General features: G+C 42.8%; 13 protein-coding genes. All 13 read right to left on the minus strand.

Going from position 1 to position 12,855, the window contains the following annotated elements; genetic code table 11:
- Positions 1–6: 6 nt before the first annotated feature.
- Complete coding sequence (locus ACQRD5_RS05465; protein ID WP_427746558.1) at positions 7–1,821, minus strand: hypothetical protein; 1,815 nt, start codon at positions 1,819–1,821, stop codon at positions 7–9.
- An 11-nt stretch (positions 1,822–1,832) separates the two neighbouring features.
- Entirely contained in the window at positions 1,833–3,290 is a 1,458-nt protein-coding gene (locus ACQRD5_RS05470; protein ID WP_427746559.1) for a phage tail spike protein, read from the minus strand.
- Positions 3,287–3,937 (minus strand): hypothetical protein, encoded by a 651-nt coding sequence (locus tag ACQRD5_RS05475; protein WP_427746560.1) that lies wholly within the window; start codon positions 3,935–3,937, stop codon positions 3,287–3,289. The genes ACQRD5_RS05470 and ACQRD5_RS05475 overlap by 4 nt, the downstream gene beginning before the upstream one ends.
- A complete protein-coding gene (locus ACQRD5_RS05480; protein WP_427746561.1) occupies positions 3,934–7,119 on the minus strand; it encodes a phage tail tape measure protein in 3,186 nt (1,061 codons plus the stop codon). The genes ACQRD5_RS05475 and ACQRD5_RS05480 overlap by 4 nt, the downstream gene beginning before the upstream one ends.
- Before the next feature lie 177 nt (positions 7,120–7,296).
- Positions 7,297–7,671, minus strand: coding sequence for a hypothetical protein (locus ACQRD5_RS05485; RefSeq protein WP_128521271.1), 375 nt, complete (start codon positions 7,669–7,671; stop codon positions 7,297–7,299).
- A gap of 11 nt (positions 7,672–7,682) precedes the next feature.
- Positions 7,683–8,258, minus strand: a complete 576-nt coding sequence (locus ACQRD5_RS05490) for a major tail protein (protein WP_257358803.1) — start codon at positions 8,256–8,258, stop codon at positions 7,683–7,685.
- Positions 8,259–8,261: 3 nt separating this feature from the next.
- On the minus strand, positions 8,262–8,579 hold the full coding sequence (locus tag ACQRD5_RS05495; protein ID WP_427746562.1) for a hypothetical protein: 318 nt from the start codon (positions 8,577–8,579) through the stop codon (positions 8,262–8,264).
- Entirely contained in the window at positions 8,572–8,955 is a 384-nt protein-coding gene (locus ACQRD5_RS05500; RefSeq protein WP_008978747.1) for an HK97 gp10 family phage protein, read from the minus strand. Before ACQRD5_RS05500 ends, ACQRD5_RS05495 begins: the two co-directional genes overlap by 8 nt.
- A 2-nt stretch (positions 8,956–8,957) precedes the next feature.
- Positions 8,958–9,290 carry a phage head closure protein gene (locus ACQRD5_RS05505; protein WP_427746563.1) on the minus strand — a complete coding sequence of 111 codons (333 nt, stop codon included), beginning with the start codon at positions 9,288–9,290 and terminating at the stop codon, positions 8,958–8,960.
- The gene (locus tag ACQRD5_RS05510) at positions 9,290–9,565 is read right to left on the minus strand and encodes a head-tail connector protein (RefSeq protein WP_427746564.1); all 276 of its coding nucleotides are present in this window, start codon (positions 9,563–9,565) and stop codon (positions 9,290–9,292) included. The genes ACQRD5_RS05505 and ACQRD5_RS05510 overlap by 1 nt, the downstream gene beginning before the upstream one ends.
- Before the next feature lie 68 nt (positions 9,566–9,633).
- Positions 9,634–10,818, minus strand: a complete 1,185-nt coding sequence (locus ACQRD5_RS05515) for a phage major capsid protein (protein ID WP_427746565.1) — start codon at positions 10,816–10,818, stop codon at positions 9,634–9,636.
- 15 nt (positions 10,819–10,833) lie between these two features.
- Positions 10,834–11,589, minus strand: a complete 756-nt coding sequence (locus tag ACQRD5_RS05520) for a head maturation protease, ClpP-related (RefSeq protein ID WP_427746566.1) — start codon at positions 11,587–11,589, stop codon at positions 10,834–10,836.
- Positions 11,474–12,844: a phage portal protein gene (locus ACQRD5_RS05525; RefSeq protein WP_427746567.1), complete on the minus strand. Its 1,371-nt coding sequence runs from the start codon at positions 12,842–12,844 to the stop codon at positions 11,474–11,476. The genes ACQRD5_RS05520 and ACQRD5_RS05525 overlap by 116 nt, the downstream gene beginning before the upstream one ends.
- Positions 12,845–12,855: the final 11 nt, after the last annotated feature.

Here is a 12,855-nt window from a genome sequence, read left to right on the forward strand (position 1 = left end):
CTCCCATCAGTTAGAAACATCACACTGTAAAGTAAGCAAGCTATCAATATCAGCTGCAGAAAGATAGATAACTTTTCCGGTCTTTGTGAATGTTACTTCTTTTCCATCCTTATCCTGTGCATACCAAGTGTAAGTAAGGCTCTGTTTTTCAGTGGCATTAGCCCATGCAGAACCGCTATATTTCATAAGCGTTACGGACTTAGCGCTATGGTCAATCTTGTACCAGAAATCGCCGGACTTCGGACTTGAAGGTGCAGTTTCACTAATAATGCCAAGAAGGGCATCTACTTCCTGCTGGTTTGTTCTGACGATGATATATGGAACAAGACCGCCAAGATTGTTCTTAACAGTAAATCCACCGATGGAAAGCATCTCCGATACATAGGGGTCAGATTTATCTTCCACGGTGATAACATCAACATAATTCTTGCTGGAATATGTCATCGTGCAGCGGTAAGACTGGATGTTGATAATATCTGCGCCAGAGACTTCCAAGGTGGAACCGGTAGCACCGCTGATGTTTGTCCATGTACCATTCACATATTTAGCCCACTGATAAGCAGCACTTGTGATAGCAGTAGTTCCACTATAAGCAGAAGTGGCCAGCGTGAGCTTTCCAGACTGGTTCTGTACGATAGTTCCATTAGGTGCATATACAGAGAAAACAACTGCTGATGTACCATTGCTTCCTGCTTTGGATTTCGTCCAAGTAAATACCTTAGTGGCTGTTTTTCCTGAAATTGTAAATGTCAGATTGATGTTTCCGGTCAAGGTAGCATCAGCACCAAGGTTTGAAGAGGCTGCAACAGATAATTCAATTAAACCTGCAGCTATAGCAGTCGCAGCAGTATTAGTCTTTAAGGTGATGCCAGTAGGTAAGGTTCCAACTGCGCAGGTACAAGCTGTCTGTGTGATACCAACATATCCGGTAAATGGAATGGAAATAGTTGATGCAGCAGATGTTTTACCTGCAGAGGTACATGCTATTGCCTGAGTTTCATTTCCTAAAACAATAGAAATACCGCCGCTTCCTGCAGAACCTGTAGCACCTTTATCGCCCTTGGCGCCGTCATAAATCTTAGTGATGGTTACAGTATCAAATACATCAGAATCGCTTGTCACAAGTTTGATTTGAGCCACATTATCTACGAATACTGCATGCGTAGGTTTAACCACCAATGTTCCACCAGTAATGTTTGTATTATCAGATGTAGTAGGATAATCTGCCCAGTTGCCAGAACTATTCTTGTACTGCCATTTGCTGATGGTTACGCCCTGAACCTGTGCAGTAAGAGTGGCCTGAGAAGCACCAACTAAAGTAGAAGAGGTGTCATATTTGAATACATAGGTATCAGCAGTTACATAAGCAAGACGAGCGTTTGTTGCGTTCTTCACCAAGGTATAAGTAATATCAGCAGAGATATTGACTGTGTTCTTGGTTTCAGAATCGTAGTAGCTGATATAGCAGATGTAAGTAATCATGCCGGAATCAGAAGCAGCTAGCTTGTTTGTATTAACTGTAAGAACACCTTTGTTGACAGATTCTCCAGATGTAAGTGATGTCTCAGCAGCAACGCCATCCTTACGTTTCCAAGAGATTGTTACACCGGTAGCGGTCAAAGAGATGTTGGTCTGGTCAAGAAAGATAACCGGAGTCAATACAAGATTTGTAGTTGCCCAGCTAGGTGCATATTCATGAGGCAGAGTATTCGGGTCTTCACTCTGAGTCTTAGGGAGATTTGAAGTAATATATGCCGACAGCTTCCTTTGGTCAGTAATGTCCACAAAGGTCTGCTGGCTGGATGTCAAAATTGTAGCCATGAAATAACCTCCTATAAAATGATTTCACAATAGAAGGAAGCATTATCCTGAACATCCTCTGTTGTGATTATGATTGTTTTTATGCCACGATGAGCTTTGTCCCACTCAGCGTCAGCAGCCTCATCAGAGGACTTTCGATGCCAGATAAAGCTTTCTGATTCAAGGGAATCGGTAATGTCTTTATCCCAAGAGAACACTTTGCAGTGCATTCGGCTTTTCTGGCCCTTATCCTTGAAAATGCTGACACCATCAACCACAAGCTCTGTATGATACATTTTCTGTGAATTGATGGTATCGACTTTTCCGGATATAGATTCTATTTTTGATGTCTGACCAAGAATGTCATCTTCAAGGGCAGCAATATTCTTATTCTGTTTTGCAGAAGCAGCAGTAAGTGTTACACCGCTTGCTCCAATTGTGATGGTGTTACCAGAAGGATTTAAGTAATCTCTGGTACGACTGACACAAAGATAAGTGCCATGAATTCCATGTGGCTTGGATATACATTCCACATACATACGAGCACGAATATCACCGATGTCTGCACCGGTATCGGATTCATCTACGATAGTAAGCTCAATACTTGTGATGCCTTTAACCAAGTCAGATAATCTGGCTTTTGCTTTTCTAAGAAGATTTCCGGGAAGCGTAACATCATTCCAGATTTCAGAAGCCCATATCCAGCCGATTTCTTTGATAGCAGCCTCATCACAAACGTAATTTTTACCATCATTGACAGAGGTGATGTCGATACGTTCATCGGTTTCTGTCTCTGTTCCTTCTCCGTCGGTTTCTTTCCTTTTAGCACCAAGAGGAATAAGCGCAGTTACACGTTCGGTATGGTCTTTTGTGATTTTTACATTCAAAAGATTTTTGCCGAATTCCACGGTCTGCACTGACTTGGTTGTAAAGTCTGCAAGGTAGTCCAGATACTTACCATTTGCTGTGTAACGCACCTGAAGATAACCGCCACGCGTATTTATCAGCTTGTTTTTGATGGCATCCATCGTGCAGGAATACTCGGAATTGCTGTAGGAAATATAATCGTTATCATCTTTGACCGTTACATTTCCAAGAGTAAATCGTTTCTGTTCTTCCACATTTTTGTTGTGGATAGAAATGAAGTATTCCAGCAATCCTTTGAGCGTTCCCTTATATGAAAATGGCGGCTGGATAGTATCCTTCAGATAAGCAAGGCAGGATTCACAAGTCCAAGTGTGGGAGTTGTAAAAATCACTGCCATCATTTAAGGCACGACCTTCAAATACGACATCATTTCCTTTTTTGCAGACAATTACAGAGGCCATTGGTTTAATAGAAGTCAGGTAGGGATGGTTAAACGGAGCAGATAGCTTTAGGCTATCGATGTTTTCTGCGTCCTCCTGAATCTGTGCCTCAGTGATAGCAAGCTTTGAAATATTCGGATGATAAAAAAGAGAACCGTCCACATAAACTTTGAATAGACTCATAGGCGGCCCTCCCTGTATCTGAATGTAGTTGTTCCAGTACTGGTAACTTTCACGGAGTTTTTTCCATAAGCAAGCTGCAGTTCAGGGATTTCCCAAGTGCCTGCGCTGATTGCCTTTGAAAAAGAATCTGTCCCGATTTTCCATGCAAGAGTAGCTTCAGCTGTTGTGGTGATAGTAGGCACAACCGGCATAAAATCATTTGTAAGAGTAACGGTTTTAGTTCCGGTTATTTGTGCCACAGTCTCATCAACATGATAGCGATATGCATCACCATCAGAGCAGCTAAGAGTAAGCTGACCTTTATTTGAAATAGGGTCATACACTGGAGTTGCTTCAATGGTTCCAACACAATAAAGGCTAGGTTCTTCAGAACAGACAACATTTACCAGCCTTCCAGCAAACTGATTTACAATGGCACTTACTTTGTCATTAAAATTACCGCGTGTTCCGAGCATTGACAAAACTATAGTAAAGGCTCTTGGCTGGAAGGATACCGAACCAAGAGCCTCTGTGAATCTTATAGGAGAATTGCGACCGGGAACAACGACGGTCTCACTTTGAGATTGTGGCGTTGGAAAGTCGATGCTTTCTCTAAGCCAGCCCATCTGAAAAAGTGAGATACTATTGATTAAAATGTCTGGTCTCATAGTGCAAGCCTCCTTGATAATTTCTGTTGTTTTCCAAGGCCATTATCGATTGCAGGAAGTAGGCGACCAACAAGGGTTCCATCTTCCAAGTAAATACCCTTAGAACTGTTGTCTGCGATGATAGCAAGATATCTTTCCATACCAGCAGTATTCATTTTGCTATCAAGCATTGCCTCAAGCTGTTTATAGAATCCGCTCAGTGGCAGGATTGCTTCTTGCCCAGCTTCACCACCGGCCATTAAAGAGCTGCCATTCATACCAAAGATAGTAGGGCGATTCATGATACCACCATTTTTATACCAGTCGATTGAAAGATGAGGTACGCTAGGTGGTGCAATGGAAAGTGAACCTGTAACCTTGAAGTGCGGTAATTTGATGTGCGGCAAAGAAATCTTCATTCCAGAGAAGAAGCCCTTAATCGCATCAACCACAGATTTCACTTTATTCTTTGCAGCTTCAATCGGTGTAGTGATAGCCGACTTGATACCATTCCATACAGAAGTAGCAGTGGATTTGATTCCATTGAACACAGATGATACGGTGCTCTTTACAGAATTGAATACCGAGGTCACCTTGCTCTTAATACCATCAACGACAGTAGTAATCGCTGTTTTGATACCATTCCATACGGTAGTTGCCACACTCTTAATGGCATTGAATACAGTTGTGACGACAGTCTTTACTGCGTTTACAACCGTTGTAACGTGTATCTTGATTGCATTCCAAACAGTAGTGAAAACTGTTTTTATGGCGTTCATCACAGTGCTGACAACGGTGGAAATAGCATTGATTGCACCTGATACTTTTTCTTTAATCGCATCCCAGACCGCGATAATGATTTCTTTACAGTTCTCCCAGATAAATCTAAATGGAAGGGTGATGATATCAAAGGCTGCTTCAAGAATTGCAGCAATAAACATGATGGCAGTTTGAACCGTATTCTTGATGCCTTCCCACAATCCTGTGAAGAAGTCTACAATTCCTGTCCAAAGATTTACAAAGAAATCTCTGATACCAGTCCATACTTCATTCCAGCTTGTACCGAACCAGCCAAGTACAACATCAGCCACACCACAAAGAACGTTCATGATGTTTGTAAATGAGTTGACGATGAAGTTCCAGATGGATAAGAAGATGCCTTTTACACCTTCCCATACTTGCGACCAGTTGCCGGTGAAGATACCAATAAAGATATCTAGAATACCGGTAATGATGCCCAGCGTCTCCTCCAGTACATTGGCAATGTATGTAAATACGCCTTCAAATACAGGTGCAAGGAAATCGCACAGCCCATTCCATATAGCAGATACCACTTCGCTGAAATTCTCGAAATCAAAGCCAAGTGCATTAAGTCTTTCTGTGATACCCTGTGCGAATCCAGCAAAGATACCTTTGATGCGCTCCCAGATGTCAGTAATTTTATTTCGGAATTCCTCATTGGTATTCCATAGATGTACGAAAGCACCGACCAGAACAGCAATAGCAGCAACCACAGCAATTACAACCGGGTTTATACCCATAATAGCTGTGCCGACTTTACTCATCACTCCGGATAAACCACCAGCCTTTGATACAAGACTCGTGATTTTCAGTCCGAATTTGCTAAAAGCCTGCATTGCAACACCGACCTTTGATATCACGGTTCCTAGAATCACTAGCGCTGGCCCAAGAGCTGCAACAAATAATCCAATCTTAACGATGACTTGTTTTGTGCCATCATCCAGATTATTTATCCAAGTTACAAATCCTTGAATCTTAGAAACGATATTTTTCACCATCGGCATCAGAGCTTCACCAATAGAGATAGCAAGACCCTCTAATGCAGATTTAAGGATTGTAAGCTGACCGGATAAGTTATCAAGCTGTGTATCAGCCATCTGCTGGGCAGAACCAGCGCTGTTAGTGATGGAATTCTGCAAGCTATCCCATGTCTCACCGGTATTTGCAAGAAGGGCATTTACAGAGGAAAGGTCAGTCTTGTTGAAGATGGAACTGATGATATTTGTTTTCTCCGCAGAGGTCATGCCTTCCATGCTGGTATTTAAATCACCAAGGATATCATTCAAAGAACGCATATTACCTTGAGAATCATAAACATCAACACCGAGCTGTTCCATGCAGGCAGCAGCTTTGTCGGTAGGATTCTGTAATGAAAGAATAACGTTACGAAGATGAGTACCACCTTCGGCTCCCTTGATACCATTATTTGCAAGGATACCAAGTGCAGTATTTAATTCTGCAGTACCGCCTTTAATGGATTTAGCAGTAGCACCAATAGTAAGAATACCTTCACCTAACTGTGATACAGAAGTGTTGGTGCTGGATGCAGTTTTTGCCATCTGGTCAACCATTGTATCTGCTTCGGATGTTTCCATTCCAAGGGCAGACATAGCATCAGTGACCATGTCGGAAGCGGAAGCAAGGTCGATATTACCGGCAGCAGCAAGGTTCAGTACTGTTGGTAAGGTATCGACCATTTCCTGTGTATCGTAACCAGCAAGGGCCAGATAGTTTAATGCTTCCGCACACTCACTTGCAGAGAAGGCTGTCTCAGAACCCATCTGCTTTGCAAGGTCGGAAAGGGCCTCCATTGTATTGACGCTTTCACCATTGACATTTGACATGGAATCTTTAGTGATTCCCATTGTCGCCTGTACCTGACTCATTGAACTTTCAAAATCGGCTGCGGTCTTTACGGAAGCAATGCCCATTCCAGTTACTGCAGCAGATACAACAGATACCTTCTTACCAACATTCGTAATTCCGTTACCGACGGATTCCAGTTTGGAACCTACATCACCAATCTTTGTAAGCGTAGCGTTGGTTGTTGATGCCTGCTGTTCTAATCGTTTTAATTCAGCCTCGGTCTCGATGATTTCTCTTTGGAGAGCATCATACTGCTCTTGTGTTATTTCACCTTTTTGTAGCTGTTCATTGGCTTGTTCAGCAGCAGTCTTTAGTGTGGCTAGCTTTTCTTTGGTTTCTCCGATAGCCTGTGTCAGTAATTTTTGCTTTTGAGAAAGCAATTCTGTGTTGTGTGGGTCAAGTTTTAACAGCTTTTCTACATCTCGTAGGACAGATTGCGTATTCTTAATCTGACCATTTACACCTTTTAAGGCTGTTTGTAGCTTAGTGGTATCGCCGCCAATTTCAACGGTAATACCTTTGATTCTATTTGCCATTGGCGGTTACCTCCTTTTAGAATTTGTCAAAATCCTCCTGCGTTGCAAGATTGTCATATGTAGCTCCGTCGTTGCCTTTTTCCGTCCAGATATCCATCACCATTCCGATAGTTAACAGGTCAAGCTCAGCAATGGAGATACCGATTTCTACGCAACGCAGAAGGAAGAGTGCGGTTGTCATTTCGCGATTACTGCGTTTAAGTTTTTTTTAGACTCTACGTCGGTAATCAGATTTGTACCCCAGAGTTCAAGAATTTCTGGAAGCACCTCGTAAATAGAGAACATTTCAAACTGGTCAAGCCAATCATCAATATCCTCTGGAATGTTGTGGTCAGCATGGTAAGCCATGATGTAAGCCACGTTTTCAAAAATCTCCAAGTCCTCGATGGCAAAAGAAGAACCTGCCTCACTGTTACCCTTATAAGAGGATTCCAGTTTAGACAGGTCTTTGAAGATATCTCTTTTGAACTTTGCACGATAGAGTCTTGGAATTGTAGCAGAAGAGCGGAAGGCGACTTCTTTATCGCCGACCTTGATAGTTTTACTAAGCATACGATTCCTCCTTAACCAGCAGCGGTAGGCTCAACAGGAATATAGACCTGCTTGTACCAATCGTTGTATGTTGCTTCGCTAGTGGTATCACCGGTTCTACTCTTAACAAGGCCATCCTCACGAGGGTCGGCAGTAAGAGAAAGTTTCTCTGTACCCGGTTCGATAGTATCTTCCTTGGTTTCAGATTCAATAGAAGGACGAGAAGCGGTGCAGTTATAAAGAACGTGACGGATGCAGCGAACATCACCATCAAATTCAAATAACAGTGCAAATTTCTCCATTTCGGTAACCTTAGAGCTTTCAATAAGAACACCATTCTTGTCTAAGGTTTCCTTCAAGATATCTGTGCGGAACCATTCAGGAATCAATGCGATTTCAAGGTCGCCGCTATAACCATTGTTTGCAGTAGAACGGAAATATACGATACCGTCTGCATAGAACGGACTAGAATCACCTTCAGCATCAAGACTGATACTTACTGCACCCGGAATAGGCTGAGGTGTAGCGTAGGTGTACTTACCGTCTTCTGTTTTTGTAAGCTTTGCAGCATGAACATTTTTAAGATTGTATTTTACTTTATTGCCCATGATTTATACCTCCATTTCAAATGTATATAGGACTTCATAGAGCTTTTCGCTCTCAATCCAGACTTCGGATTTGTTATAGAAAATGCTGTGGTTATCAAGCACAGCCTCGACGCTGTTTTCGAGTGCAGGATTTTTGCAGTCGGTGTACAGCTCGATATGAAATTCATTTATCTTCACGTAGACCTTTCCATCGGCAGCAAAGTTATCACTGCCGGGAATCAGGTAACAGATAAATGGTGGTTCAGGAGATTCACCCTCAGCAAAATGGTCGTATGCAAAAGGAAGCTCTATCTCCTGTAAAATAGTAAGAATTCTATCCATTTCTTAAGCTCCTTTCGATGGCCTGTTCAAACGATTCAATACCGGCCTGTTCTGCTGCAGCAATATGAGGTCTTGCAGCAACACGACCGCCACCACGCTTGGCATGACCAAATTCCAACAGGTGTGCAAGCTGATATCTGTTCCTTGAATAAACAGTCACTTCCATACCATTAGAGGATTCTTTAGTCGTTTTCACAGACCAGCTTTTGCTATATTTTCCGCTGGCTTTTGGAGCAGTAGATTGAATCTGCTTCCTGACTTCATTGCCAGTTTTCTTAACAGCCGCTTTCAAATCATCAGTAGCAAGGTCAGCATATTCCTTAAGGCCATCCATGATAACGGATGCCATCTGGTCAATGGATACTTTGGTAGCCATATTTATCGCCTCACTTTCTGACAGGATAATTTGATGCATTTGCGTTTGTAGTTCATGTGGTCAACGGCCTTGATGTCATAAAGCTCACCACCAAATTCAACACGATAATGTGTGGAATCAAGTGCTGCAGCTTTCTTGCACCAGCGGATAGTAAAGTCGATTTTAGAATCATCAACGATGGTGCCTGCATCGGTTTCTTCTTTTCCGGCTTCACCACTAACAGTGGCATGGCAGGTATAGAAGGGTACCCATCCATTTTTATGATTCCCGATGGCATCTGTCGTGACTGCGTTTTTTGAAATTGTTATGCGAACATTCAATAAACCAATGTCCATCAGAAGACCTCCTTACGGGAACCAAATAAAAGTGAACGAAGAGTAATGGTAAGAGCGTGATGGTCAGCTTCTTCTCTATGCTCATATAGATATGCAACGCTGTACATGATGGCAGGCTTTGTATTCTCAATATCAAAAAGAAGAGATTCATCATCGACTCTGAGAATATCCATGCAGATACGTTTGGCAGATGCTATGAGTGTTTCGATTAAACTATCATCATCGTCATAATCCACACGCAGATAATTCTTCATTTCTTCTAGTGTTACAAGCATTGCTCATCGCCTCCAATCATGAAATCAGCGATGCCACTCTAGCTTGAATGGCACCGCTGCTAGATTTCTTAAGCCTTAGCAGTAGTAGTGCTGCCAATCTTCAAAATCTGTACTGCTTCAGGAAGGATAAGCTTACCATCGACACGTTCCTTAGCAACGAAGCCAATCATACCGTTTCCAGCAAAAAGCTCAGTAAGCTGCTTGAAGGAACGAGTACCACGGTCGCCAATGTTGTAGTAGCTGTAATCACCGAAGGAAATCGCATCTTCAGGTGCAAAAGGAGAAGTGTAAACAGGATATCCAAGAAGCTTATCCGGTTCACCAGCCTGATAAGAAGGCTGCCACATATATGCTCCATTGCCATCCTTGAAAGTACGGATAGTAGCGATAATCTGGTCATTCATAATGAATGCAGAGTTCTTTCTGTAAGGACGCTTAAGCGCATATACAAGATTCATGATGTCGTCTGCAGTAAGCTTTGTTACAGTCTTATAAACAGTTCCACCGCCAGTTGCAGCGAAAAGTCCAAGAGGCTGTCCTACACCAGTTCCGTTAAGGAATGCATCTTCCTCAGCGTTAGAAAGCGCCTTACCGAATTCCTCGATGATGTAGTTTTCAAGGTTGAAAGCATTGTCATAAAGCAACTCTTCAGTTACCTTGATAGCTACATGAAGCTTGTGGGCATCCAGTAAAATCTGTGCAAACTTAGCATCAGAGAACTGAAGTGCGCCACCTTCCTCAATCCATGCTGCTGCAGGTTCTGTAGAAGCAATGTTGATTTTGTGGTCGCCAGAAGTAGTAATCTTATGGCCAAGCTTACGCATGATGTTTTCGCCTTCAAGTACACGGATTAAGCGGCTGTCATACTCTTCAGGTACAAGGTAGCCACCATCAGCATCGACACCTTCCTGTAAGATATTAGATACCTGACGGAAGTTTGTACGAAGGGCAGTAAGCATACCTTCCTTGTAGGCATCAGATGCACGACCAGTCTTCTTGTCATGTGCCATATTTCCGGAAGGCTTAGAAGTAAGCGGAGTATTGATAGGCATGTTCATCTCAGCCTCACGCTGTTCCTGACGTTCAAGTCTGTGGATTTCATTTGTAAGAGCATCAATATCTGCTTCCATCTTTGTGTAAGTAGCATCGTCCTCGACAGAAAGAACACCCTTGTCGGTACGATGAGATTCAAGGAATGCTTTAGCTGCATCCAAAGCTTTATTACGCTTTTCGCGAAGTTCCATAATAGTCATGGTTATTTACCTCCATTAAATGTATTTCTTGATTGTGTTAAGGTGCTCCATTAGTTCATCAACAGAACGACCAGTAAGTTCTGGCTCGACTTTTTTCGAGTAGATGTGACATTTTGCAGCGAGCTTCTCCATAAGAGAATTTGTGACTGCAATGCGAGAGTAGGTTGCTGCTACAGCAGGCTGAGGAATATCATTTTCAGCTTCATTGCGTTTCATGACTTCATCAGCAAATCCAAGTTCAACCGCCATATTTGCATTCATCCAAGTTTCTGCATCCATGAGATGAGATAACTTAGCGCGGCTAAGACCGGTCTTGATTTCATAGGCATTGATAATGGATTCTTTGACTTCATCAAGCATTGCGATAGCTTTTTCCATCTCGCCTGTATTACCAAAAGCAACGGTCATCGGATTGTGAATCATCATCATGGATACCGGAGAGACCAGCACTTTTGTACCTGCCATTGCAATGACAGATGCAGCAGATGCCGCAATACCATCGATTTTGACTGTGACATTGCCTTTGTAATCCATCAGCATGTTGTAAATCTGGGCAGCTGCGACGCAATCACCACCGGGAGAATTAATCCAAACAGTGATATCACCGCTACCTGAAAGCAGCTCATCCTTAAAAAGCTGCGGTGTGACGTCATCATCAAACCAGCTTTCCTCGGCGATTGTTCCGTTTAGAAACAGTGTTCTCTCCATCGTCTGTTCCTGAGTCTCCTGATTTGTCGTCATCTGATTTTTCCACTTCCAAAACTTCTTCATCGGAATCTTCCTCCTTTCCAGCAGCAGTGGTCGCTGCAAAAATACCTGCATCCTCTAGCTTGGTCATGTTTCCGTTGATGAGATATAAGTCACCACCAAGTTCAGGTGGAATGCGGTCTAGGTTTTCAAGCTCACGAATGTCGTTAGCTGACATCCAGCCATTCTGTCTTGCGGTGGCATAACCGTTCATTCGGCTCTGATAATCACCACGCAGCAAGCCATCGACATTGAACTTGACAAAATAAGCAGCTTTCTCTGAATCCGTAAGAAGGGCACGATTCAAGGACTGTTCCCAACGAACTATCCAAGGCTCTAACGTGTACTTCACGAATTCCAGTGATTGCTGCTCAATATTAGAAAAGCTCGATTTCTCTAAGTCGCCGACCATATGCGGCGGCACTCTAAAGATTCGAGCTATTTCATCAATCTGAAATTTTCTTGTTTCCAGAAACTGTGCCTGTTCTGGAGATATGGAAATAGGTGTGTAGTGCATACCTTCTTCCAAAATTGCAACTTTATGAGAGTTGCTGCCAGAGAAGCCTTTGTTCCAGCTCTCTCTGATGGCATCAGGATTCTTCACCGTTCCCGGATACTCTAAAAGACCTCCCGGTGTTGCACCATTAGCGAAGAACTTAGCACCATATTCCTCTGTAGCAATGGAAAGACCAATTGCATTTTTAGCCATAGCGATGGGAGAGTATCCGACCAAGCCATCAAAGCCAAGACCCGGTATATGAAGCACATCTGATGGCTTCAAGGTTACGGTTCCTGTTTTACCTGTATTAGCATCAGAATCCTGCATTTGATATTGGTAGTAGAGCTGGCCTTTATCATCTCTATCAACCGACATTCGATTCGGCATCAAAGGATACAAACCTACGACTTGACCTTTACCGTTGCGGATAATTTGTGCATAAGCATTACCCCACAATAGAAGGTGCGTCATGAGTGTTTCCCTGAATACAAATGATGTCATTTCAGGATTTGGTTCATCATGAAGCAAGGTGTAAAGCGGATGGTCGATAGCTTTTGCTTTAGAGCCACCATCTTTGTACTGATAAAGATGAACTGGTAATCCTGCAATAGACTCTGAAAGAATGCGGACACAGGCATAAACTGCAGTCATCTGCATGGCAGAACGTTCATTTACTGATTTGCCAGAGGTGCTTCCACCAAACAAGAAGCGGTAGCTGCTTCCGTTAATACTATTTGTGGGCTTATCTCTTGAACGAAATAAACCAGAAATAAAGCTCATATATCATCACC

Source organism: Clostridium sp. SGI.024 (assembly GCF_050315195.1).
In the GTDB taxonomy this organism is placed as follows: domain Bacteria; phylum Bacillota; class Clostridia; order Clostridiales; family Clostridiaceae; genus Clostridium.